Origin of the sequence: Microcoleus sp. bin38.metabat.b11b12b14.051, assembly GCF_013299165.1 — a bacterium.
In the GTDB taxonomy this organism is placed as follows: domain Bacteria; phylum Cyanobacteriota; class Cyanobacteriia; order Cyanobacteriales; family Microcoleaceae; genus Microcoleus.
Genome location: NZ_JAAFKD010000002.1, coordinates 347809 through 371303, shown reverse-complemented (window position 1 = coordinate 371303; position 23495 = coordinate 347809). Strand labels below are relative to the sequence as shown.

The window sequence follows — 23495 nt, the reverse complement described above, 5'->3', positions numbered from 1 at the left end:
TGCGGTAGCCGTAGGGTGTGTCGCGATCGCAAATTCACAACCAAGAGCGACAATCTCACACCGACGCACCACACAATAGTCAGGTGCGTCGCCATTGCAAATTCACAAAAAATATACGATTTTTAGCAGCGATGCACCCTACCAAACACAGTTCGCCGTAGGGTGTGTCGCTATCCAAAATCCACAAATAAAATCGACAATCTCATAGCGACGCACCACACAATAGTCTGCTGCGTCACACGAATCATCGTCAAGTCGCCGATGGAATTATGAGATCAACAGATTGCACTTTTACCGAAGTTCCCATATTACAAAATCGGAAAATATGCACTTCGGCGAATTCAAGCTAAGCCTAAGTTATAGGGCAATCGTTTACCAACTCAGGATTAATTATAGTAGCTAAATTAGGGTAAAGAAAGAGGTCGGGAAATAGTAAAGTTTCTAAATAGTGAAAGTTAATTCCATAAAGTTTTTTGATTTCTTTGATTTGTTCAACAATCTGCTCGTTATTAATACTATGATTGCTTTTGATTCCCACAATCATTATATTTTTACTCGTATGTTCAGCAGCTATAAACTCAAAAACCTTAGTCTTATAGCCAGATAACTCAAGTAAAAGTGCCCTTAATCCATCAGTCACTATTTCCGATTGCCTCTCTAGCAAAATACCAGACTTTAGGAGATCCTTCAAAACTATATTCGGATGAATCTGTTTCCTAACTTGCTTGTGGCAGCATGGTGCTAGGATGATCAAAGAAGAATCAGACTGTATCCCTTTATAAATCGCATCATCTGTTGCAGTATCGCACGCATGAAGTGCGATGGTTATGTCAGATTTTTCTGCGCTATAGTTACTAATATTTCCTTGCTCGAAATGTAACCTTTCAAAATTAACTGATTGGGCAACAGAGTTACAAAAATCTACTAAATGTATTCTGCTTTCTATACCGACAACTGATGCTTCTTTGTCTAAAATATTGTTCAAAAAATCATATATTGCGAAGGTTAAGTATCCCTTACCTGAACCCATATCAACTACAGAGATATGACTCTTCGCTGCCAATCCTGATGATTCAAGTAAGCCATGTATGATTTCAACAAATTTATTTATCTGTCTGAACTTATCTTCCATCGTTTTTACGACATTACCTTGATTATTGGTAATGCCTAATGCTCTGAGATATACATTATTTTCGGATTCAATATACCGTTTCTTCCTGTGATCGTGTTCCTGGGGAGTCGTATCAACAGGATTGGCAAAAGTGGGTTTAATAAAATGAAGTTTAGGATTTTTATCTCTGCCATATTCAAGTTGAACATCTTGCTTGATTGAGAATAATCTAATACTCATGAATTCACTGCCAATAAGGGTTTTGATTAAGTCTACTCCCTCTTCGATTGGGTGGTTTTTTACTATTTCTTTGGTTTTGTAGCTATAGGTAAAAGAAAGTTTTATGCTTGATTTAAATTGTACGATTCTCACAATAATTTTAGTTAAACCGTCTTCTTCTCCTCTATATTTTCCTAAAGTTAATCTGACAAATTCTTGACTTTCTATACTAGAACATAAAACTAACTCGAATTGCTCTGGCGTGTTGATATTCATTATATTATTCAGTAGCCGTAAGGTTCGCCATCGAAAATTTACAAATTAGATCATCCACAATCTCACAGTGACGCACCACACAATAGTCTGATGCGTCACACGAATCATCGATTAAGTCGCCGAGGGAATTGTGATATCAACAGATTGCACTTTTACCGAAGTTCCTAAACTCGATAATGGCGGTTGAATTCCATCAGTATTTCCTACTACTAACGTTACCAAATTCTCAGGTTTCAAGTAAGTCTTAGCTACGCGCTGCACGTCAGCAATTGTCGCTGCTTCGACGCTGCGGCGGTAGCGAAAAATGAAATCTTCGGGATAACCGTAGTATTCGTAGCGCATTAATCGCGACAAAGTTTGATTCGGATTTTCAAATTTGAAGATGAAAGAATTGACGGTAGAATCTTTAGCAAAAGCTAATTCTTCGGCGGTAATTGGTTCGGTGCGGATTCGATCGATCTCAGCGCGAATTGCCTTGATAAACGGTACTGTCGCGTCCGATCGCGTTTGACCCCCAGCTACAAACGTCCCAGGATAGTCAAATCTCGGACTCCAAGCCGCGTAAACCGTGTAGGCTAAGCCTTGGCGCGATCGCACATTATTGAACAAACGCCCGCCAAAACCGTTCAAAACCCCGTTCATTACGTCAAGAGCACCGTAATCTGGGCTGTTCAACATCCCGCCCAAATGCCCCATCTGCACGTAACTTTGACTCAATTGCGGCTGATTCACCAAAAATATGCCGCCTTGAGTGGCGGGCGATACCGTTGGTAAGGGTGGCACTTCTGCACTTTTAGTCGGTTCCCAATTGCCGAATTTTTGCTCCACGAGCGATCGCATTTTAGCAGTATCAAAGTCGCCAGAAATACCCAAAATCATATTCTTGGGGTGGAAATACTTCTGGTAGAAACCCACCAAATCGTCCCGGGAAATATTGGCGATAGTCTTGTATTCTGCTGTGCGCGCGTAGGGACTGCGATCGCCATAAATTAACTTTTGAAACTCCCGGCCCGTAATATCGTTAGGATCGTCATTGCGGCGAGCGATGCCACCTTGCTCTTGATTCTTAGCTAAATCCAACTTTTCCTTAGCAAAACTTGGCTCGCGAATCACTTCCGAAAACAAATCAAAAACAGGTTCTACATCTTCAGCTAAAGCACTAAAATTAGCGCTACCAGAAGTAATATCAATCCCCGTTTCTACCGAAGCTGCTCGCTGTTCTAGCAACTGATTTAATTCATCAGCCGTATGCCGGCTCGTGCCACCAGTTCGCATCACTTCTCCAGTCAAACCTCCTAATCCGATTTTGTCAGCAGGTTCAAAACGATCGCCCGTGCGAAATAGCGCCGTTCCCCCCACTAGCGGTAGTTCTTTATCTTCCATCAGATACACGCGGATGCCATTTTTTAGCTCGAAGCGAGTGTATTTAGGCAGTTTGATTTCTGGCACCGGCGGGAATTTTAATTCATCGTAATGCTTCGGCCCAGCCGCTAGGGAAGGTAATAAATTAAATGTGCCAAGTGAAACAGTAAAAAAGCAAAATGCCAGCAGAAATAACTTTACTTTTTTCAGTCTCAATTTAGTCCTTTTCATTCTTGCTCCTAATATTTATCTTTTGACGATTCGAGGAGGCACAGCCTCTGGATCTGCGTTCCCAGATAAAGCCTGGAAACCAGAATTTCTCCCTTATTTCTTTATTCTGTCCTCTTCCCCTTCGTGTCAACTTAAGCCCAAAAAACCGCCAGGGACTGAAGTCCCCCTCTTATAGCGAAAGTCCTCTGAAGAGGACTAAATAACTCATGAGTCCTCTTTAGAGGACTTTCGCTATGAGGCAGGGGTTTAAACCCCTGCCGGACTGAGGGTTTGACCTTAAGTTAACACTTCTTCCTTCTTCTTAAAGCGACAAAAGCTTACCAATCGTGCGATTTTCCGGGCGGAAAGTTGCCTTAGCGACACGTTGAATGTCAGCAGGAGCAACAGCCGCGATCGCATCCAATTGCTTAAACAAATTTTTCCACGAACCAGTTTTCACTTGATAGTCCAGCAGCGAAAAAGCCATACCCATATTAGAATTGAGCGATCGCAACAAACCCGCTCTCGCCTGAGTTTTCACCCGCTCCAGCTCCAAAGCAGACACCGGATCAGTTTTTAGGCGATCGATTTCCTTGCTCAAAGCCACCGCCACCTCATCAACCGTTTTGCCAGGAGCAGTTTGAGCGTAAAACAGCATCAAATTCGGGTACTTTTCCCCCGGATAACCGCTAAAACCTTGAGCAGCTAGCGCCAATTGCTGTTGTTCTACCAAGGATTTGTAAAGCCGAGAAGTGCGGCCGCTGCTGAGCAAAGAACCAATGATTTCATAAACCGCATTGTCGGGATGATTCATCGCCGGCCTGTGGTATCCTTCCAAATACCAAGGTTGAGTTTTTAACTTCAGCGTGACTTCCTTTGTTTGCGTTTGGGGAGGCTCCACAATCTGCAATTCAGGAGGCGCTGGTTTCGCCTTGTAGCGGCCGAAATAAATTTGAGCGAGACGCTTCACCTCGGCAGCTTTCACGTCTCCTACAACGGCCACAGTCAGTTTGCTGGGGATGTAGTGACTATCGAAAAAAGTCTGCACTTGGCTACGGGTGAGGTTCTTAATATCTTCAGTGTAGCCAATTACCGGGCGACGGTAAGGATGAACAGAGAAAGCTTTGTCAGCAAAAACTTCGACCATTTGCCCGATCGCCGAATTTTCAGTTCGCAGCCTCCGTTCTTCTAGAATTACCTGTTTTTCCTTATAAAATTCCCGAAACACAGGCTCTAGAAAACGCTCAGATTCCAGCGACATCCACAGTTCTAATTTGTTAGCGGGGAGACTATAAAAATACATAGTCGAGTCGATAGAAGTAGCGGCATTTAGTCCAACTCCGCCTGCTTGTTCGACGATTTTGCCGAATTCATTGCGCTTGACAAATTGCAAAGCATCTGTTTCAACCTTGTCAAATTCTGCCTTGAATTTGGCGACTTCTTCAGTTTTGCTACTAGCCTTCGCTGCTTGCATTTGCTCGAAGAGTTGATCTTGTTTTTCTAGCAGCGGTTTTTCGGCTTTGTAGTCAGTAGTGCCGATTTTTGGCGTACCTTTAAATGCTAAATGTTCCAGGTAGTGGGCGACTCCGGTTTGGCCGTCGGGTTCGTTAGCCCCTCCCACGTCGGCGTGAATTAGAAACGATGCTACCGGGGATCTGGGCCTTTCGAGCACCACGAAAGTCATGCCATTGTCGAGCTTAAATTCCGTGACTTGCTTGATTACGCGATCGAGCGACGGTTGCACAGACACTAATTGGGAGCCGCTAGCGGGGTTCTCGCGGGCGAGGGCGATTTCGGGTGAAATCCCCCACCACAGCAGCACAGCCGCGAGTAGGGAGGCGATGAATCGAGTTTTACGTTTGGGCGATTCCCTATGGGATAGCTTCGCCACGCGAGGTTTTTGGAACAGCGGGATCATTCGATTTTAGATTTTAGATTTTAGATTTTGGATTGTCAAACCTGAGGTTTGTGCCGAATACAAGAGATTCTTGTTTAAGGATAAAGATTTTTTGAGGCATAAGCGATCTGTTGCGCCGCAGATGTTACGCTGATACAGCAAATCACAAAAATGGTCTGGGGTTCGGCAAGGAGTTTTGAGTTTGAGATTAAAATCGCGCACAGCTTAAAACTTAACATTATTTCGCCCGCCCGTCCCAAACCCACAGTTCCAAGTGAATCCACCTAATTAAACGTAAAATAGGGCTCGCGCTCAAGCTTGCTGTGTATGTCTTCTAACTTCTGTTTACCTTGAGCCAAGCCGAAAGGCATTCTTCCTTCTTCCGACTTCCGACTTCCATCGGACTTCTTCCGACTTCCATCGGACTTCTTCCTTCTTCCTTCTAACTAAATCGCCAATTACCCATTCCAAAGCCATGCGAATTTTTAATCAGTCTCCTCCTTCAGAAACAGAAACTAAGAAACGAATTTTACAAGCAGCTCAGCGGTTATTTGCTCGCAGCGGATATGACGGTACGACTACTCGCGATTTAGCAGCGGCGGCGGGGGTGGCAGAGGGTACGCTATTTCGGCATTTTGATAATAAAAAAGCGATTTTGATTGAGGTGGCGACGGAAGGATGGGTGGAAATACTAACAGATTTGCTGACTGAATTGAGCGAGATGGGTAGTTACAAAGCTGTGGCTCAAGTCATGCGTAGGCGGATGTTGAATATCCGCGAAAATAGCGATATGATGCGGGTTTGTTTTTTGGAGGCGCAGTTTCATCCCGATTTGAGGGATAAAATTCAGTTAGAAGTCATCGGAAAAATGAGCGTTGTGGCTGAGGCTTTTTTTGAAACGGCAATGGAAAAAGGAGTTTATCGGAAGATGAATCCAAAGATTGTCGCTCAGGTATTTTTGGGAATGTTTGCTGTCGCCGGTTTCAGTCAGAATACAATTATGGAACCCAATGCTTCTCCGCAGGAAATGCAGGAAATGGCGGAAGGATTGGCAGAGATTTTTCTAAATGGAGTTTTAGTTAAGGATTAGTCATTTGTCATTTGTCATTTGACAAGATTGCATGAATCTTTGATAAAGCCGGTTAACCGCAGATACAATGCAGATAAACACAGATAAACGCAGATAGTTTCAAGATAGTTTTCAATTTTTGCAAGAGTTCTATTCTTGCACACATCCGTTACATTCCGTACATTCCTCGTTGCCGAACTTCCTTCTACTTATGGACAAAATCTTAGAGTATTCTATTCGATCGCTAACGCAGGAAGACGAGCCTTTTTTGTGGCAAATGCTCTACGTCGCGGCGCACATGGCAGAAGAAGGCGAATCAACAGTGGAAGCTGTTGTAAATCATCCTTTAATTGCGAAATATGTCAAGCATTGGGGACGTACAGGCGATATGGGCTTTGTAGCCACATTGAATAGCAGCCAGCCGATAGGAGCCGCGTGGCTGCGTTTGTTGACAGGGGATGACAAGGGATTTGGCTGGATTGATGATAGTATCCCAGAATTGGCAATTGCGGTTCTTCCAGAATATACAAATCAGGGTGTAGGAACCCAATTGCTGGCTCATGTATTGTCAGCAGCTAAAGCATCTTATCCATCGGTATCGCTGAGTGTCAGAAGCTCAAATCCGGCCCTGCATTTATACAAGCGAGCGGGATTTAAAGTAATGGAGGGAAGCGAGACTATCAACCGCACAGAGGGGAGATCATTGAGCATGAAAATAGATTTTGATTGAGGGAATTATTACTCATCGTTAAATTCGTACATTTGCCGTACCCAATTCTCCCGATTATCCTGCCATTCATCGCTAAATGCTTCCCAAGTTGTATTGCTTTCTAGTTCCAGCAATAAACTTGATACTTCTTCAACAGTCGATGCTGACTCACATTCTGCTACCCAGCTTTCCCGGCGGTTTTGCCATTGATTTTGTACAGCTTCCCACTCGATGTTTGATTCTAATTGAACTAGAAGTTCTGCTAGCTGTGACTGATCAAATGCTTCTTGTACTTCCATCACCCAACTGTCACGAAGTTCTTTCCATTCTTCGGTTACTGCTTCCCCTGTGAGGTTGCTTTCAAACTCTAACAGTAACTGGTTCATTTCTACCATATTAAATGTTTTTTGGTTTGGCAATTTGTGCTACGATCATACATTTTTTTTGATGGATTGTGTTAAAAAAATAATTAAGATTTTAGTCTCAGTGAAACTACGGAATAGAAAATGAAATTATGAGCGATGGATTTACGTTAAATATGGTAGATACTCCCAGCGGGTGGAGTCGCGGGAGGGGCGACTGGGTGGGAGTGGCGGCCGCGATGAAGAGAGGGGAAACTGTAGAAGTAATTCAAGAAGTTGGTTCTACTTTGTGGCGAAATAGTCTGCCCAAAAAACATTGTTTGTGTTGGGATGGGGAAAATCTGTCAACTATTAAAGGGCGAATTTGGATTAGTTTTACTCAGAGAAGATTTGCGCCGGAATCTGTTTTGCCAAAGGTTCAGTGGCATCCGAGAGTGTTGTGGATTGGGATTGGTTGTCAAGCTGGAACTTCGCGAGAATTAATCGAATCTGCGATTCAAAGTGTCTGTCGCAGTTATCATTTAGCTGAAGGTGCGATCGCAGGTATTGCTACAATAGACTCTAAAGCAGGTGAAGTCGGCTTGCTGGAACTTTGTCAAGCCCGAAACTGGCCGTTAAAAACCTTTCCTGCTGATATCTTAAGTTCCGTCGAAGTCCCCAATCCTTCAGGTATTGCAGCAAAAACAGTCGGTACGCCCAGCGTAGCAGAAGCAGCGGCAGTTTGCGCGATCGCCCAAATTGTCACCGCCCATCAACAGCAAAAAACGCAGATATCCATCAATCATCTGCGTTTCTCTCCGTTGATGGGCGCTTCGCATCCGCTGTTAGTTCCGAAAACAATAATTCGCTCGGACAAAAAACTCGGCTGTGTTACAGTAGCGGTTGCAGTTTGCCCGATCGACAATCTAGGATAATATCTGACTACTCAACACTGCCGGCATTCACAAATCGGCCAATCAGCCCAGAAACAAACGACAACACAATCGAACCGAACAAAGCAGGCCAAAAACCGTTAACCGCAAAGCCGATATTGAATGCACCCGCCAACCACGAAGCCAAGGAAAGCGAAATCGCATTCACCACAAACAAAAACAAACCTAAAGTAAGAATACTCAAAGGCAGAGTCAGCAATGTAATAATTGGCCTGACAACCGCATTCACAAATCCGATAACTACAGCAGCCAGCATCGCCGCCGGAAAGCTCGTCACCGCAATATCTGGTACGATGTTAGCGGTAATTACCAGCGAAACTGCGGCTACTATCCAAGTTAAGAAAAAATTTAGCATATCTTGTTTTTCATCTCCATCGCTATTAATTTAGATTGTAACTGTTTAGGCGATCGACCAAAGTTCGGGATACACTACGAAATACCCACCTTGCGAGAATCTCAGACTTATGAAACTCCGCCAACTAGCAGCATTCCTCTTAGCGCTAACCATCTTCATCCTGCCGCGCGCAGCCCAAGCTCAATCTAAATATTACGCTCCGCCGCTCTCCTTCAGCAACGCCGAACTGACAAGACGCGATTTTTCCGGTCAAATCCTGCGATCGGCTGAATTTTCTAACGCTAATATGGACTTAACTAATTTTTCTAAGGCCGATTTGCGCGGAGCAATTATGAGCGCTTCGGTAATGACTCAGGCAAATTTACACGGCGCCAATTTAACTAATGCTATGATCGATCAAGTTAAATTTACTAATGCCGATTTAAGCGATGCCATTTTAGTAGAAACAATTTTGCTGCGTTCTACCTTTGACGGAGTTAATATCACAGGCGCTGATTTTACTGACTCAATCATGGACGGCGCACAAATTAAAGAATTGTGCGGCAAAGCCAGCGGGGTTAATTCTCAAACAGGGGTTGATACTCGCGATTCCTTGGGATGTCGCTGATTGATTTTAATCCCATAATTTCAATATCGGGAAAATTGCCAAGGATACGGCCTTGCCTTTCCCGAACTGTCAATTTAAGTATTTTAGATCCTGTGGGATCGAACGACCATAAATAATCAGATTGGCTTGTTTGATCGTTCGGACTTTAGTCCTCCGATTCAGAGGACTAATACCATTTTTCTAAAGTAGTGTTATATAATCACCCCCCCAACCCCCCCCTTACTAAGGGGGGGCTAAGAGTTCATCTCTAGCAAATCTTTAGAAAATTGGTATAAAGTCCGAACGATCAAACATTTTGATTGCAGATAGCCTACCTAAAAAAATCAGCTTACCAAATCTGACGCAAACCCCACAACATCACACTCAAAAATGTTCCGACTCTCCCAAACTCAACTCAAAATCTTCGAGGAATGTCCCCGCAAATTCCAACACAGCTATCTAGAACTGCTCGCCACCACCACCTCGCCAGAACACCAAGAAAAACTCGCCTGGGGAAGCCGATTTCACCTGTTGATGCAGCAGCGAGAGCTCGGATTGGCGATCGAATCTATCACCCAACAAGACCCGGAAATAGGACGCTGTGTCTCAGCCTTGATCTCGGCCGCACCCGAAATTTTCGCGACTTCAGAAAATAGCGACCAAATTTTCCGCCAAGCCGAACACCTCCGCACCCTCATTGTTCAAGACTACCTGTTCACCTCGATTTATGACTTATTAATCGCCGAACCAAATACAGCTCAAATTCTTGACTGGAAAACCTATCCCCGCCCTCAAAAATCAAAACGGATAGCCGAAAGTTGGCAAACTCGCCTTTATTTATATGTCTTAGTTGAAACCAGCGACTATTCCCCAGAACAAGTATCCATGACATACTGGTTCGTGCAATTGCGAGGAGAAGAACCGCCGCAAAAACTAACTTTTTCCTACAGCCAAGCAGAGCACGATCGCACCAAACAAGATTTAACCAGCCTCTTACACAAGCTCAGCAACTGGCGCCATTGCTACAGCGAAGGCGGCGATTTTTTGCCCCAAGTAGACATTAGCGCCAATCTTTGCGATTCCTGTCAATTCGCCACTCGCTGCAACCGCACCCTAGAAACCACAGCTTACTCGCCAAATTTTCCCCCACAAACTCCTGCAAATTGGCTGCCCAATCTTGCTATAATCGACGAAATATCTATTTAACTAAACTTTTTAGTATGCAAACTCTTCGGTCGGACAGTTTCAAGTCTCAACGCATTGGGAATTGTTGGTGAAGCGAAGCCCTAGTAGAATTTATGAAATAACCGATGACTCAACTTTCTCAAAACTGGCAAAATCCACCGTTATCCCAACCGCCAAATTGGCTGGTGCAAGCTGTCAGAAAGCACGCCCCGGAACTCCCGGGAAACTATGCCGCAGCACTTCTGTGGGATAGAGGAATTCACAACCCAGAACAACTACCTGGTTTCTTAAATCCCAAACTTTACCAGCCAGCAAGTGCGTTTGAATTCGGACTAGAAATGAAGTGGGCGATCGCCAGAATTCAGCAAGCAATCAACAGCGCCGAAAAAGTTGCAATCTGGGGAGATTTCGATGCTGATGGCATCACATCAACAGCGGTTTTGTGGGACGGATTAGGAGAATATTTTGTTAAAGACGAGCAACTAATTTATTACATCCCCAACCGCTTAAGCGAATCTCACGGACTCAATGTTCCAGGAATTGACCGCTTGCAAAAATTGGGAATAAGCTTAATTATTACCTGCGATACTGGCAGTACAAACATCGCTGAAATCGAATATGCCACCAGTTTAGGCATCGATACAATTGTCACCGACCACCATACATTACCCGACGATCGCCCTCGGGCCACAGCGATTATCAATCCCCGCTATTTTGAACCCCACCACCCACTGTTCAACCTCTCCGGCGTTGCGGTAGCTTACAAATTAATCGAAGCACTATATCACACTTTGCCCGACATTCCGCAGCGACCGATCGCAGATTTACTGTCATTAGTCGCGATCGGCTTAATTGCCGATTTAGTCCAACTCACAGGAGACTGCCGCTACCTAGCCCAACTCGGCATCGAACAACTACAAACACAACTCGCCAATCCCACCCGCCCGGGAGTTGCCAAATTGCTCGAACTGTGCAAAAAAACAGGCGATCGCCCCACCGACATTTCCTTCGGCCTCGGCCCCCGAATCAACGCCGTCAGCCGCATTCAAGGCTCCGCCAGATTCTGCGTAGAACTCCTCACCAGCCACGACAAAAAACGCTGCGAAGAACTAGCCAATTTAACCGAAATTGCCAACTCCCGGCGCAAATCTTTGCAAAAAGATGTCGCCAAAGATGCGGCCGAAAAACTAGCCAAACTCGACCTCTCAACTACTAGCGTTATCGTCCTCAGTGACCCCCAATGGCCCGTAGGAGTATTGGGATTAGTAGCAGGACAAATCGCCCAAGAATACGGTCGCCCCACCATTTTATTCAGCACTGAAGGAACCGAAGAACTTAACGAAAATCTGCCACAAACCCAATTTATTGATGCTGTTTCCCCAGAATCGCCAACAATTTCTCACTCTCAAAATTCCCATCAAAAATCTAAAATAGCCAGAGGTTCGGCGCGTTCCGCCAATCAAATTGACCTTTACCAATTAGTCAAAGCTCAAGCACATTTATTGGACAGGTTCGGCGGTCATCCCTTCGCCGCCGGATTGAGTCTCCCAGTTGAAAATATTCCCTTATTTACCGATGCAGTCAATCAACAACTGCGCCAAAAATACAGCCCGGAAAGTTTAACAGCAGCCCCGGTTATAGCCGACCTCACAGTTACTGTATCCGAATTAGGTAAAGAGTTATTTCAAGAACTAAAATTGCTCGAACCCTGCGGCATGGGCAACCCGCCACCCAAGTTGATGATTGAAAATTGTTGGTTTGACAATCTCTGGAATCAAAAAATTAAAGACTTGAAAGGGCAAAAAGTAGAATATATCAAAACTGAATTTACTATTAGAGATGAGTCTAGCGATACAGGATTTTCCGGCATTTGGTGGGGACACTATCAAAACGAAGTTCCTCAAGGCCGCTGCGATGCCACAGTCGAACTCGATTTTAATACTTACAAATCGCGGTATGAAGTGCGCCTCCTCGCAGTACGATCGCGCGCCGAACACAGCAAAATCAATTCCCAGACTAAAATAGACTGGATCGTAGACTGGCGCAACACCAATAACGCCGCAGAGTTGTTAGCAGCCAGTACCAACTCCGAAACTCAAATAGCCACAGAAAATCTAGTGGAGAGTTCAGAAATACTCGATCGCCAAAACTCGATCGTCCTCAAAGAATGCCCCGCAAGTTGGGACGAACTCCGCATCTGGTTTCGGCAAGCACAGCACGCTCAAAAAAAGCTCGCCGTCGCTTACAGTTTACCCCCAGCCGTGCCCCCACAGCAAATCTGCCAACAGCTCATCGGCATCGCCAAATACCTCAGCCGCACCAACAAACCAGTCACCAGACAACAACTGATTCAAAAACTCGGCATCAGCGACACCTCGCTCAAACTCGGGTTCATAACCTTAAAACATCTCGGTTTCACAGTCAATTATCGCGATCGAGCTTTTCACATCACCAGACAAACCGAAACCCCACACCAAGCAGACGCAGGAGATGGCATCCCCAAATCCTTATTAGATAGCCAATCCATCCAATTTTCACCCGCAAATTCTCCCCAAGCCACCCGTTACGGGGCGCAATTCCTAGCCGCAGTCTCCGAAGAACAATTCCGGCGGAAATATTTTTGTGAAGTACCCCTTTCTACCATTGTGTCGATCGCCCGAGAGACCATTTTCCAAGAAGATTCTACAGAAAATCCCTTCTAACTCAGATATTGCACCATTTTGTGTAACAGGCTTTCTGCCCTGTTTCCCCTCCCAGGCCCTATTCCTGACAGCGATGCCACATCTCAGTTCTAAGAAATATCTTAGTTCTGAATTGATGCCGATAAAATAAGGCTAGGGCAATGAAAGTTATGAGTTGCGAGTCACGCCCAAAACTCCTAGCTCATAACTCACCATTCCAAAACCCCAAACTCCCCCACCGCTTTCACTCGATCGCACATCTCCAATTTAAAACCCCTATGCTCCTCTGTCCCCGCTGTCAATTTGAAAATCCCGATCAAAACAAGTTTTGCCAACAATGCGGAAATTCCCTAATTTACAAACCTTGCCCCCAATGCGACGCCCAAGTCGCTGTTAGCGCCAAAGAATGTCAAAATTGCGGAGTCGCAACTGGTCAAGTGTGGCGGGCGATTATCCGCGGTCGATCGAGCTTTTCAGCAGTTGAGCCAGACGAGCAAACCCCACGCCCACCCGAGCTTGCACAAAAACCAGACACAGTTCCTCAAACCCCACCAGCCACAGACTCCCGAGAACCAATAGACGCGATTTCCACACAAATCACCGACGGCGCAGCCACCGCACCAGGGCCCGATACCGCCGAAGTTACTGCCAAAACCGACTCCGAAATCGCCGTGGGGGCGATCGCACCAACATCCTTTCAAACAAACCAAAAAATCTCTACTACAGAACCACAGGGCGAAATAACCCCATCTCAGAACACTTTCACAACCTCACCAGGGCCCGAACCAACTCAGGAACCAACCAATAGCCCCGAGGGCGCAGTGGCCCAATCCCCCCAAATCCCAGCCCCCAATGCCGAATATTTAATTTCTGCCCAGCCAGCAGGAACCTATTTAGACAGCCAGCAGCGCTACCAACTGCTAGAAACCCTGCCCCCCAGAAAACCTTCAGACACCGTAGCAGTAACAGTATTGGACTGTCAGCCCCTGCAAATGTCACCGCTCAAAGCCATGCTAGCAGCCAACTCTGCCAGCGTCGCCAAACGCACCTCCCCCTACACCACCCCCCTTAAAGCCGGAGAAAACTCGACCAACTGGGCCCTAGCAGAGCTTTGCCAAGGCACAGCAGAACCTTATCTGGCACTCCGGTGGCAATTTTCTCACAACCTGCCAGTCATTCACGATAGCTGGTCGGACGACCAACAAGCAGTGCTGTTACTAGAAGACTGCTCGCAGTCGCCGCTGCTGGTGGAACGCTGGAGCCAACCGGAAACTTCCACCCAGCAAATTGTGTACTGGCTGCACGAAATGACCGAACTCTGGGCCGCCCTAGAACCCTGGCACTGCCGTCAAAGCTTGTTGGAACTGACAAATTTGCGGGTCAACCCCGACTCTTCGTTTTCCTTTGCCTCTGTGCGGCTGCAATACCTCTATCCCGAACCCCCAGGCTCAAACTTGCAACTGATAGATTTGGGGCAACTGTGGCAGGCAATATTTAACCAGTCCGATCGCACTCAGTTTGGCGCTTTGCTAGAACTGCTGCAACAAATGTACAGGGGCGAGATTAATACCATTGAAGAATTGCGATCGCGCCTAGAAACCGTTCCCCTCGAACTCCAACCCGCACCTGCACCAACCTCAACCCCAGAGAGCGAGCTTTACCAGAGTCCCTCCCCCTCCCCCTCTGAAGTTGTTGGCGAGGTCTTAACCCAGCCGATGCCCGTCCAGATTTACAGCTTACAAGAAGCAGGCCTCACCGATGTCGGCCGCACCCGCGACCACAACGAAGACTTTTTCAGCATCGGGACTCAGCTCAACAAACTCGAAACCTCCTTCGGTCGCATCTTTCAAACCAAAGGACTTTACATTCTCTGCGACGGCATGGGCGGACACGACAGCGGAGAAGTAGCCAGTCAATTAGCCGCTGAAACCCTCAGAGAATTCTTTCAAACCAGTTGGGAAAATCAACTGCCCCAGGCAGAGACCATCCGTCAAGGAGTGCTCCTAGCCAACAAAGCCATTTTTGAAATCAATCAAAAAGACGGGCGCTCCGGCAGCGGCCGCATGGGTACCACTCTAGTCACAGTCTTAGTTCAAGACACCAAATTCGCCGTTGCTCACGTCGGCGACAGTCGCCTCTACCGACTCAGAAAGGGACAACCCCTAGAAAAAATCACCTCAGACCACGAAGTAGGTCAGCGCGAAATTAAGCGCGGGGTTGACCCGGAAACCGCTTATTCCCGCCCCGACGCCTATCAACTAACTCAAGCCATCGGCCCGCGAGACAGTAATTTTCTCAAGCCAGACGTGCAGTTTTTAGACTTGTGCGAAGATACTTTATTGATTTTGGCTTCCGACGGCCTGACAGATAACGATTTGTTGGAAACTCACTGGCAGTCCACTCTCGAACCCCTCTTCAATCCCCAAGCCGATCTCGATCGCGGAGTTGCCGAGTTGATTGAATTAGCCAACAAACGCAACGGTCACGACAATATCACCGCCATTATTATTCGCGCGCAGGTAGGCCCATTTCGATTTTAGAATTTCCCTGCTGCCAGCTTTGGCAAAGGCTGGGCTTTTCGCCCGCGACTGCTCGCTCTGCGATTAGCGATCGGGTATTGAAATAGCTGCCGATAGATTTCTCAAAAACTGATTGCAGCCCCAATACGATCGCACAAAAGCTGTTGGGGCACACGATTGATCGGTAGCTTTAATTTTGAGAATTTATTGGGGAATCAGCAGGAAAAGCTGGCTCTAACGTCCGTGGATTCATCAAAGCTAGAAACAGCTTTTACTGACAGCAACACTTCGTGCAATCACAAAAAAGTACACTAAAATTGAAGTTAGCCATCTAACGGGCTGATCCGAAAGCGGTTTTAGACAATACTCGATCGCCCTAATTTCCCCAACCGCGCGATCGCAGCGGGAAGTGTCCGCCATACATAGGATAGAGGTAGCGCCTCAATCACAACCGGCTGCTACGGCAAATCCACCTCCAACTTGAGGATGATTTGCGTACTTTTTGTAGTGACAAGTGTTAAATCGAGCGACTGTGTTTTTGATGCCCGATCGACGGCTGACAAATATACTGGATAATTGCCAAAAACTATTTATGACTTAATTTATGGAATCTTTAATCAGAATCAGGATATTATAAAGTTCTTGTGAAACCAAGGTCTGAAGCTAACAAGTATTTTTAGAATTGCCCGCGGGTAGTTAGAGACCGGGTTTGGCGGCCAAAATATTTGCCCAAAAGCTGAATAATTGCTCAAAAACCCAGTTGCTTTGCATTGATGCGCCAGTCCTGTTTTAATTGCTAATTTTTCCAATATCGCCCCCAAAATTTGTAAATTCCCGCCAACTATCAATCCAAAATCTGGGAATTCAACCACATGAATCGAAAATGCTGCTGACTCTTTTAGATCCAGAAAAAAATACTCCCCTGCAACAGTGGAGTTTCGAGAGCGAGTCGATTGTACGCATCGGCCGCTCTCCGGAAAATCAAGTTGTGATTCCCAATGCTCTAGTGTCGCGGCAGCACGTGGAATTACAAAGAGTTAAAAGTGGCGCTGACCCTCAGTGGTACTTAGTTAATTCCGGGACAAATGGCACTTTTGTTAACGGTATTCTCGTGTCGCAGGGGTGGATTTCCGACGGTGCGCTCATCCAGTTGGCGCGGGGCGGCCCGATTCTGCATTTCCAATCTATGACTATTGAACTCGGCGGCAAAATTGCGGCAAACCCTACTCTGAATCTTGCCGCCCAGAGGTGTACCCACGCGGGAAACCCGCCGGCGAATTTATTCTGCATCCACTGTGGAGAACCGATTAAAGTCGATCGCGCTGTCCGCAACTACCAAGTCCTGCGAACTTTAGGCCAAGGCGGTATGGGGACAACGACTTTAGCCTGGGATCGAGAGAAAGCAAAAGCTCAACAACCGGGAAGTTCCCCCGCAGCATCTCTGGTAGTTCTTAAGGAAATGAATGCTGACATGGCTCAAATAGTCAAAGCTCAAGAACTGTTTGAACGTGAAGCTAAAACTCTCAAGGCGCTCCACCATCCGGGAATTCCTCAATTTTTTGACTTTTTTGTCGAAGGCGGCAAAAAATACTTGGTAATGGAAATGCTTCACGGCGAGGATTTAGAAAAACGCATCTACAACCGCGGCCCTGTTAGTCCCCAGCAAGCAATAGAGTGGACGATCCAAACCTGTGAGGTTTTGGACTACATTCACTCTCAAAAACCCCCGATCGTCCACCGAGATATTAAACCTGCTAATTTGCTGGTGCGCCACCGTGACAATAGCATTACAGTGCTGGATTTTGGCGCCGTTAAAGAAATCGGCACTCCTCCGGGCACTCGCATCGGCGTCGAAGGTTACACCGCCCCAGAACAAGACCGAGGACAGCCTCTCCCTCAGTCCGATTTATATGCTATTGGGCCTACTTTGATTTTTTTGCTGACGGGCCAAAGCCCTCAAAAGTTTTACGGCAAAATTGCTCGAGGTTACGGGTTTAAGCTCGAAAATATTCCGACGATCGCCCCGAAACTGCGCGATACCATTTTGCGAACCACCGCAACTAAGCCTGGGGATCGCTTTCAAACCGCTAAACAATTAGCTAGAGCTTTAGCAGATTGTCTTTAACAGAAGTCATCGGTCATTAGACTTTAATTGCAACAATCGCAAAATACCCTGAAATCATCTGCGTTGCATCGTCGGTTGCATCTGCCTAATATCTGCTGTTGCAGGAGCGATCGGTGACTTCTGCAATCTTGTCTATTAATCATATCAATTCCCGTTGTATCGGCATGATTTGACCGCTCTTGACACCCTTGACGCAGAGCGAGAGAACAGAGAGATGAATAATTCCGATGCTAACGCAATTGATATCGTTAGTCAGAAGGAAAAAGTCTGCATTCCTTTGTCAAAAGTCACTCGGAACAGGTTCTGCGGGAACGAGGAAGAGAGAAAAACTTAGCAACCGAAAATCTATTTAGACAATAAGAGCCTGACGGTGTTACGCTGTACAACCCTGAACAAACAGGGCATACGCGATAGCAATACTCTCACTATTGATAGAGAGAGCTCTCGTAGCCGTCCCTCAAAGCTCGAATCATAATGTTTCGAGCGCCGCCCCAATCTCGGTCATGTTCGTGACCGCAGTTGGGGCATTTAAATGTTTTTGAACCACCAAGCTTTGAATGTTTGTGTCCGCATTTGGTGCAAGTTTTGCTAGTGTAGGATTCGTTAACGTCAATAACAACAACACCCCGTTTTTTAGCTGATTGCTTGAGGTGGCATTCAAAACGATAATGCCCCCAAGTGAGCATCTGCCTAGCAGTCTTGGTGCGTAACTTGCGCTTTGATTTAACAACCATTTGTGATGTTTCAAATGTAGGCAGCAATATGACTTTGTATTGACTTGTCAGGTAATTAACTACCTGCTTGTGGCACTCGTCAACCAAGTCACGAATCCTGATTCTCAGCTTGCTTGCCGCTTCTAGCATCCGGCGTTTCTGCTTTCTACTAGCTTTTGACACAGGTCCCATTAGTTTGTCAAGGTGAGAACACAATCTTTGAATGCGTCCAATGTCTGCCTTGCCAAATTCTTGAAATGAGTCGCCGTCGTAGCCAGTCAAAAAGGTTCTAACGCCAGGGTCAAGTGCAATTACCTTATCCAGTTCCTTCGTCCTCACCTCTTCTGTTACTGGGATACAAGCGAACCATCGCTTTTTGTCTCTAATAAGTTGGGTCGCAAACTCGGTCTTTTGAATTGGCTCTGTACTTCTAAAGCTAAGCCCTTTAACTAAGGATGGGAACCAAGTCTCGCCGTTGAAATTAACCTTGTGGAATTTGATTGATTGCGAGGGTTGACGGCAACTCCTAAAATTTGCCTCTCCTTTTACAAACTTGGCTTGTTTCCAGGCATCCCAAGCGTCAAAAATAGCATTTTCTTTTGGGTGAGACGGTGCAGACTTAACCCAATCAGGTAAGTCCAGTCCTAACACGTAGTCCCTCAAAGAATAAGCACTGGTTATTTTTTCGCCTGCTTTCAAGGCTGCAATAGCCTTGTTGTAGCAGTAACGCGATGCTGATAGCCAAGACTTCCATTTTTGGTGCAGCACTAACTCAGGATCAACCCGAATCTTAAGTGTTTTGTTGGGCGACTTCTTCTCCTTCTTGTGCCTTGGATTCGACTTGTAACTCCTGCTTGATTTGGTTTTCAAGTCTTCTAATGGAGTAAAGTCGGCTTGAAAAACTGTGGAGGATTGCGACGATATCTTGAACGAGTTCGGCGTGTGGAGAGAGACTGATTTGGTTGAGAACCACGATTTTGCAGTCAAATTGCTCACAGAGCCATTCGATAATGTCGAATCCGAATCTTGCCAGTCGGTCTTTGTGGGCAACCACAATAATTGCGATATCACCTCGCAGAACTCGTCCCAAAATATTGATGAGTCCTTTCCTCCTAAGATTGAGTCCTCCTCCCACTTCCTTAACGACTTCAGCGCCTGGGTAGAGCGTTGATAGTCGTTCAACTTGTCGATCAAGGTCTGCCTTTTGTGGCCTGGTAGAGACGCGAGCATAGACAACAGTGGCGCGTCTAGAGTCTGGCTCTGATTCCTTTTTGATGAACTTTTCGATGTCGTACCGTCTTTGACCTGACGGCGTTTTGACGGTGGAGATATTGCCGTTTGCTTCCCATCGTCTGAGGGTTCGCAGGCAAACTCCCAGAGTGTTAGCTGCTTCATTGGGTTTCACATATTTAGCCATAGGAAAACTTTCGCACCATATGTGCTTGTTGTCCAGCTTTTTCCAATGAATTAATTATTAGAGGCGAACCGATCGCCCGAGTCATTTCTTCCCCATACCCAAGTCCTGAGTTTCTTCTGTTATTCCTCGTCCCAAGCTTCTACAGCTATCAACTCGCTTACGGGGTCTTGCATAGAAAAATCAAACTCTAGGAGTTGCTGTTTCCAGTAAGGCCATTCGTCGCCGTAAAGCAGAGCTATTTTCCAAATGCTGTCTGTCGGCTTGATAATGTCAGACGTGACGAGAGAATGCACCTGACGCTGGAACTTAACCATCGGCTGTATAACCTGCTGGCTCATAATACCTCTTGAATTGTTTAAATCTTGTGTAATTACCACTTCCCAGCTCTTACTTCTTACCGCAGTTTCGCCAAGAACAGTCTCGCCAAGATACGTGTAGATTTTTGTCGGGAAGCTACATATTCAACTTGTATCTTAACACAGTTCGTTTTGACAAGGGCCTATAAGTAGGACTGAAGAGTCAAGAACGACTTCAAAGAATTAATCATCTTTAAAATGTCGCGTGATATGCTGTGGAGCGATCGATCGGCGGTTGGAGATTTCCTACCTCGATGGTTTCCACACAGTCGCAGATGGAATCGCGGCCAAAAGCTGGTTTTTTGACTAGGCTGAGTTTGGGTGAAACTGCAACTACTGTTCGATCGAACAGGCGAAAGCTTTATTTCTGCTTTCGGGAGTCTAAACCGCACTTTTTTCAGCTTTTAGGCTGGGTTCGCTGTCCGAGTGTGGTCTGAGCTACATCAAATAATTATAGCTCTATTAACCGCAAAGGTGGTCAAAATTTGTTGGATACTGTTGATCGCAACGTAGGCGACTGTCGATCGAACATTCTCTGCTGCCGGAGTTGGGGCACAGCAGATTAGTTCCCAACCCATCATCCGTAATGATTCAGTCTCATCTCAAATCTCAAATTTAAAATTGTATGACTTGGAAAAGGCGACACATTCTCACTCTGGCTGATTTTACTTCCGACGAATACGACACGGTGCTGCAAACCGCAGCAAGTTTTCGGGAGGTACTCGGTCGCCGCACCAAGAAAGTGCCTGCGTTGCAGGGTCAAGTGGTGGCGAATTTGTTTTTTGAACCTTCTACCCGGACTCGCAACAGTTTTGAGTTGGCGGCGAAGCGGCTGTCGGCGGATACCCTAAATTTTACACCAGGAAGTTCTTCTCTGACCAAGGGAGAGACGATTCTGGATACAGCTAAGACTTATCTGGCGATGGGAACCGATTTGATGGTGATCCGGCACGAACAAGCCGGAGTTCCCAGCACCATTGCTTCGTCCATGGATCGCTTGGGTTCAAAAGTCAGCGTTCTCAATGCTGGGGACGGCCAGCACGAACACCCCTCCCAAGGTTTGCTAGACTTATTTACTATCTGTTCTCTGTTAGATGCCGAACGCCCGCGCCTGGAACTTTTAGCGGGCAAAAAAATTGCTGTGGTCGGAGATATCTTGCATTCGCGGGTGGCTAGATCTAATATTTGGAGTCTTACTGCTTCAGGGGCCGAGGTGCATTTGGCCGGGCCGCCGACTTTGCTACCGCTGTTGTTTGCTGAGTGGGGCCATGTTGGTGAAGGTAAGTTATTTTTGCACTGGCAGCTTGAACCTGCTTTGGCAGATGCTGATTTTGTGATGACTTTGCGGCTGCAAAAGGAACGGATGAGCCAGCATTTGCTGCCGAGTTTGCGAGAGTACCATTCTTTGTATGGGGTGACGCGCGATCGGCTCAAGCTGTGCAAGCCGTCTGTGAAGCTGTTGCACCCCGGCCCGGTTAACCGCGGCGTGGAAATTAGCTCGGATTTGATGGACGATCCCCAATTTAGCTTGATCTCTGAGCAAGTTACCAGCGGCGTAGCGGTGCGGATGGCCTTACTGTATCTGATCGGTGGCGGTAAAGTTTAGGTTGTTAGCTGTGAGTTCTCAAGTTGGGCTGTTCAATTATTTTCAGCATCCGGCGCCTCTGAAAAATAATCGTTACCAAGCTCGGCCTGGTAACGATTCAAACTCTTTCTAGATAAGTAAATTGTTCTAGTTAAGAATTACTCGATCCAGGCACTGGATACCCAGCCGCCACCTTCAAGTTCTGCCCAGCCGTGTCTGTAACGACCGCTCAATGCCACATTGTCTCCGTTATACAACTTACCGATGACATGAGAACAGCCATTGGGCTTGTGGCGGATATTCAGTCTGCCACCGTTGGTGGCAACTTCACCGTAGCTGCTACGGTGGTGACCGCCGCCGCAGCGCTTGTAGTGGCAACTGGCCTGGGCTTCGCCACCGACACTCAGAACAGACAGGGCTACTGCCAGACCTGCAACGCCTACCACTGCTGAAGTAGGAATTTTCAATTCCAGTTGGAGTTCAGACTCTGGAGATTCATAAGCAACAAAAGAGTGGCTCAATGCTAGTGCTTCCATAGTTTCCTCATGATTGTTGTTAACATTTGTTGGTGCAGACTGAGGTCAAAACCTCGATTAACAACCCAAACCATTAACTCATTTCTCAGAAAAGGCACAAGATGGCTTTACCGTCTTGCTTTTCCCGAGTATTCGCCCATTTGGCTGAATCCTGCACAAGTACATCATGTCATTGAAGTAGCTTTCCGGAACAAAAAAAAAAAAAAGTTTACATCGCTTGGTTAAAATTTGAGCTGCTAGGGTAATTGTGAGTGCAAAATCAAACTTAACTGTGTCATGAAACAGGGAATGCAGCAGTGATTTGCGGGTGCAGATTGCCCGCGATAGTGGGGAATCACACTTCTTTTGGTGACGTTACTTTTTGATTTGCTACACCTTGATCGACATTTATTTGATCGCCCGAGCCTGCCGCTCATATTTAAGCACCTTCTTGATTTTTTTCATGCGAATTATATCGCACCCTACCGAACTGGTAGATCACGCCAGGGGCGATCGGCATATTGCTAAAAATAGAGCTTTGTGTATGGCTGACCGGGATATGAGATCGTCGGACACCGATTGATTTGTGTCAAGATCGATCGAGTAATCCAACACCACTTGTTTGGCAATGAACTCTCTTTCTCAACTCTCGATCGGCACCATTCCTCAACGCCATGAATCAGACAGTTTCGCCATTACATTAGCACCTCTGTCAGTAGAGGAAATCTATACTTTGGCAGATGACCCAGCTAACGGAGCCGTGGTAATGATGAGCGGCACAGTCCGCAACCAAACAGACGGTCAAGCTGTAGTGTCCCTAGAATATCAAGCCTACGAACCGATGGCGGTGAGAGTATTTCAGCAAATCGCTACAGAAATCCGCCGCCAGTGGGCAGATGTCAATCGCGTGGCGATCCATCACCGCGTCGGACACTTGCAAGTGGGAGAAATCAGCGTCATCGTGGCTGTTGGCTGTCCTCACCGCGGGTCAGCCTTTGCCGCTTGCCAGTACGCTATAGATACGCTCAAACACAATGTACCGATTTGGAAAAAGGAACATTGGGCAGACGGTTCTAGCAGTTGGGTCAGTATTGGAGCGTGCGAGGTTGTCGGGCATTAGTCAGCAGCCAGTCTATTTGAGATTTGATATTTACTCTGCTACAGATCGATTGAGGAGTTTCAACGAGGGTGTTGCCCCCTCGCGGCTTGTCAAGTTAGCGCTTGCCTTTCATCTAGCCTTTCATGCAGTCGCAGCGAGCCGGTCGTTGAATCTAAAATTTGGATCTCCACGACTCTAGTCGGGGCAGATAT

20 protein-coding genes are annotated in these 23495 nt (G+C 46.4%); 10 read left to right on the top strand and 10 right to left on the bottom strand.

The annotated features are described in order from the left end of the window. Nucleotides 1–352 precede the first annotated feature (352 nt). The 4 genes from QZW47_RS04150 to QZW47_RS04135 form a co-directional block, all read right to left on the bottom strand. Nucleotides 353–1606, bottom strand: a complete 1254-nt coding sequence (locus QZW47_RS04150) for an SAM-dependent methyltransferase (RefSeq protein ID WP_293124277.1) — start codon at nucleotides 1604–1606, stop codon at nucleotides 353–355. A 111-nt stretch (nucleotides 1607–1717) separates the two neighbouring features. Then, the gene (locus tag QZW47_RS04145; protein WP_293124275.1) at nucleotides 1718–3199 is read right to left on the bottom strand and encodes a pitrilysin family protein; all 1482 of its coding nucleotides are present in this window, start codon (nucleotides 3197–3199) and stop codon (nucleotides 1718–1720) included. A 301-nt stretch (nucleotides 3200–3500) separates the two neighbouring features. Further along, nucleotides 3501–5096, bottom strand: a complete 1596-nt coding sequence (locus tag QZW47_RS04140) for a pitrilysin family protein (protein WP_293124273.1) — start codon at nucleotides 5094–5096, stop codon at nucleotides 3501–3503. A gap of 324 nt (nucleotides 5097–5420) precedes the next feature. Then, the gene (locus QZW47_RS04135; protein ID WP_293124271.1) at nucleotides 5421–5552 is read right to left on the bottom strand and encodes a hypothetical protein; all 132 of its coding nucleotides are present in this window, start codon (nucleotides 5550–5552) and stop codon (nucleotides 5421–5423) included. On the opposite strand from QZW47_RS04135, the gene QZW47_RS04130 reads away from it, so the two are divergent. Together QZW47_RS04130 and QZW47_RS04125 are read left to right on the top strand one after the other, a co-directional pair. Beyond that, the gene (locus tag QZW47_RS04130) at nucleotides 5551–6165 is read left to right on the top strand and encodes a TetR/AcrR family transcriptional regulator (RefSeq protein WP_293124269.1); all 615 of its coding nucleotides are present in this window, start codon (nucleotides 5551–5553) and stop codon (nucleotides 6163–6165) included. The two genes, QZW47_RS04135 and QZW47_RS04130, sit on opposite strands and share 2 nt — an antisense overlap. 190 nt (nucleotides 6166–6355) lie before the next feature. Next, nucleotides 6356–6874, top strand: coding sequence for a GNAT family N-acetyltransferase (locus QZW47_RS04125; protein WP_293124267.1), 519 nt, complete (start codon nucleotides 6356–6358; stop codon nucleotides 6872–6874). Nucleotides 6875–6882: 8 nt separating this feature from the next. Here QZW47_RS04125 and QZW47_RS04120 read toward each other — a convergent pair whose 3' ends face one another. After that, complete coding sequence (locus tag QZW47_RS04120) at nucleotides 6883–7248, bottom strand: hypothetical protein (RefSeq protein WP_293124265.1); 366 nt, start codon at nucleotides 7246–7248, stop codon at nucleotides 6883–6885. Between the two features lie 119 nt (nucleotides 7249–7367). Between QZW47_RS04120 and QZW47_RS04115 the strand changes: the two genes are divergently transcribed. After that, entirely contained in the window at nucleotides 7368–8129 is a 762-nt protein-coding gene (locus QZW47_RS04115) for a cobalamin biosynthesis protein (protein ID WP_293124263.1), read from the top strand. A gap of 7 nt (nucleotides 8130–8136) precedes the next feature. Here QZW47_RS04115 and QZW47_RS04110 read toward each other — a convergent pair whose 3' ends face one another. Continuing rightward, entirely contained in the window at nucleotides 8137–8502 is a 366-nt protein-coding gene (locus QZW47_RS04110; RefSeq protein ID WP_293124261.1) for a phage holin family protein, read from the bottom strand. A 109-nt stretch (nucleotides 8503–8611) separates the two neighbouring features. On the opposite strand from QZW47_RS04110, the gene QZW47_RS04105 reads away from it, so the two are divergent. The 5 genes from QZW47_RS04105 to QZW47_RS04085 all read left to right on the top strand — a co-directional run bounded on the left by QZW47_RS04105 (nucleotide 8612) and on the right by QZW47_RS04085 (nucleotide 17598). Beyond that, a complete protein-coding gene (locus QZW47_RS04105) occupies nucleotides 8612–9109 on the top strand; it encodes a pentapeptide repeat-containing protein (RefSeq protein ID WP_293124259.1) in 498 nt (165 codons plus the stop codon). 369 nt (nucleotides 9110–9478) lie between these two features. Continuing rightward, nucleotides 9479–10294 carry a PD-(D/E)XK nuclease family protein gene (locus QZW47_RS04100; protein WP_293124257.1) on the top strand — a complete coding sequence of 272 codons (816 nt, stop codon included), beginning with the start codon at nucleotides 9479–9481 and terminating at the stop codon, nucleotides 10292–10294. A gap of 104 nt (nucleotides 10295–10398) precedes the next feature. Continuing rightward, complete coding sequence (locus QZW47_RS04095; protein ID WP_293124255.1) at nucleotides 10399–12975, top strand: DHH family phosphoesterase; 2577 nt, start codon at nucleotides 10399–10401, stop codon at nucleotides 12973–12975. 149 nt (nucleotides 12976–13124) lie between these two features. After that, nucleotides 13125–15494, top strand: coding sequence for a serine/threonine phosphatase (locus tag QZW47_RS04090; RefSeq protein ID WP_293124253.1), 2370 nt, complete (start codon nucleotides 13125–13127; stop codon nucleotides 15492–15494). Between the two features lie 862 nt (nucleotides 15495–16356). Next, entirely contained in the window at nucleotides 16357–17598 is a 1242-nt protein-coding gene (locus QZW47_RS04085; protein ID WP_293124426.1) for an FHA domain-containing serine/threonine-protein kinase, read from the top strand. A 425-nt stretch (nucleotides 17599–18023) separates the two neighbouring features. Here QZW47_RS04085 and QZW47_RS04080 read toward each other — a convergent pair whose 3' ends face one another. The 3 genes from QZW47_RS04080 to QZW47_RS04070 all read right to left on the bottom strand — a co-directional run bounded on the left by QZW47_RS04080 (nucleotide 18024) and on the right by QZW47_RS04070 (nucleotide 20066). Beyond that, nucleotides 18024–19181, bottom strand: coding sequence for a transposase (locus tag QZW47_RS04080; RefSeq protein WP_293124251.1), 1158 nt, complete (start codon nucleotides 19179–19181; stop codon nucleotides 18024–18026). After that, a complete protein-coding gene (locus QZW47_RS04075) occupies nucleotides 19102–19728 on the bottom strand; it encodes an IS607 family transposase (RefSeq protein WP_293124249.1) in 627 nt (208 codons plus the stop codon). Before QZW47_RS04075 ends, QZW47_RS04080 begins: the two co-directional genes overlap by 80 nt. A 119-nt stretch (nucleotides 19729–19847) precedes the next feature. Further along, a complete protein-coding gene (locus tag QZW47_RS04070) occupies nucleotides 19848–20066 on the bottom strand; it encodes a DUF4327 family protein (RefSeq protein WP_006631282.1) in 219 nt (72 codons plus the stop codon). Between the two features lie 643 nt (nucleotides 20067–20709). Here QZW47_RS04070 and QZW47_RS04065 point away from each other — a divergent pair. Beyond that, nucleotides 20710–21690, top strand: coding sequence for an aspartate carbamoyltransferase catalytic subunit (locus tag QZW47_RS04065; protein WP_293124241.1), 981 nt, complete (start codon nucleotides 20710–20712; stop codon nucleotides 21688–21690). 137 nt (nucleotides 21691–21827) lie between these two features. Here QZW47_RS04065 and QZW47_RS04060 read toward each other — a convergent pair whose 3' ends face one another. After that, nucleotides 21828–22205, bottom strand: a complete 378-nt coding sequence (locus tag QZW47_RS04060; protein WP_293124239.1) for an SH3 domain-containing protein — start codon at nucleotides 22203–22205, stop codon at nucleotides 21828–21830. A 607-nt stretch (nucleotides 22206–22812) separates the two neighbouring features. Here QZW47_RS04060 and QZW47_RS04055 point away from each other — a divergent pair. After that, a complete protein-coding gene (locus QZW47_RS04055) occupies nucleotides 22813–23304 on the top strand; it encodes a molybdenum cofactor biosynthesis protein MoaE (RefSeq protein ID WP_293124237.1) in 492 nt (163 codons plus the stop codon). Nucleotides 23305–23495 lie beyond the last annotated feature (191 nt).

What these genes read in the sequence shown, in the direction of transcription:
- QZW47_RS04150 (WP_293124277.1), bottom strand. Translation starts at nt 1,606, where the DNA reads ATGAATATCAACACGCCAGAGCAATTCGAGTTAGTTTTATGTTCTAGT.
- QZW47_RS04145 (WP_293124275.1), bottom strand. Translation starts at nt 3,199, where the DNA reads ATGAAAAGGACTAAATTGAGACTGAAAAAAGTAAAGTTATTTCTGCTG.
- QZW47_RS04140 (WP_293124273.1), bottom strand. Translation starts at nt 5,096, where the DNA reads ATGATCCCGCTGTTCCAAAAACCTCGCGTGGCGAAGCTATCCCATAGG.
- QZW47_RS04130 (WP_293124269.1), top strand. Translation starts at nt 5,551, where the DNA reads ATGCGAATTTTTAATCAGTCTCCTCCTTCAGAAACAGAAACTAAGAAA.
- QZW47_RS04135 (WP_293124271.1), bottom strand. Translation starts at nt 5,552, where the DNA reads ATGGCTTTGGAATGGGTAATTGGCGATTTAGTTAGAAGGAAGAAGGAA.
- QZW47_RS04125 (WP_293124267.1), top strand. Translation starts at nt 6,356, where the DNA reads ATGGACAAAATCTTAGAGTATTCTATTCGATCGCTAACGCAGGAAGAC.
- QZW47_RS04120 (WP_293124265.1), bottom strand. Translation starts at nt 7,248, where the DNA reads ATGGTAGAAATGAACCAGTTACTGTTAGAGTTTGAAAGCAACCTCACA.
- QZW47_RS04115 (WP_293124263.1), top strand. Translation starts at nt 7,368, where the DNA reads ATGAGCGATGGATTTACGTTAAATATGGTAGATACTCCCAGCGGGTGG.
- QZW47_RS04110 (WP_293124261.1), bottom strand. Translation starts at nt 8,502, where the DNA reads ATGCTAAATTTTTTCTTAACTTGGATAGTAGCCGCAGTTTCGCTGGTA.
- QZW47_RS04105 (WP_293124259.1), top strand. Translation starts at nt 8,612, where the DNA reads ATGAAACTCCGCCAACTAGCAGCATTCCTCTTAGCGCTAACCATCTTC.
- QZW47_RS04100 (WP_293124257.1), top strand. Translation starts at nt 9,479, where the DNA reads ATGTTCCGACTCTCCCAAACTCAACTCAAAATCTTCGAGGAATGTCCC.
- QZW47_RS04095 (WP_293124255.1), top strand. Translation starts at nt 10,399, where the DNA reads ATGACTCAACTTTCTCAAAACTGGCAAAATCCACCGTTATCCCAACCG.
- QZW47_RS04090 (WP_293124253.1), top strand. Translation starts at nt 13,125, where the DNA reads ATGAGTTGCGAGTCACGCCCAAAACTCCTAGCTCATAACTCACCATTC.
- QZW47_RS04085 (WP_293124426.1), top strand. Translation starts at nt 16,357, where the DNA reads ATGCTGCTGACTCTTTTAGATCCAGAAAAAAATACTCCCCTGCAACAG.
- QZW47_RS04075 (WP_293124249.1), bottom strand. Translation starts at nt 19,728, where the DNA reads ATGGCTAAATATGTGAAACCCAATGAAGCAGCTAACACTCTGGGAGTT.
- QZW47_RS04070 (WP_006631282.1), bottom strand. Translation starts at nt 20,066, where the DNA reads ATGAGCCAGCAGGTTATACAGCCGATGGTTAAGTTCCAGCGTCAGGTG.
- QZW47_RS04065 (WP_293124241.1), top strand. Translation starts at nt 20,710, where the DNA reads ATGACTTGGAAAAGGCGACACATTCTCACTCTGGCTGATTTTACTTCC.
- QZW47_RS04060 (WP_293124239.1), bottom strand. Translation starts at nt 22,205, where the DNA reads ATGGAAGCACTAGCATTGAGCCACTCTTTTGTTGCTTATGAATCTCCA.
- QZW47_RS04055 (WP_293124237.1), top strand. Translation starts at nt 22,813, where the DNA reads ATGAACTCTCTTTCTCAACTCTCGATCGGCACCATTCCTCAACGCCAT.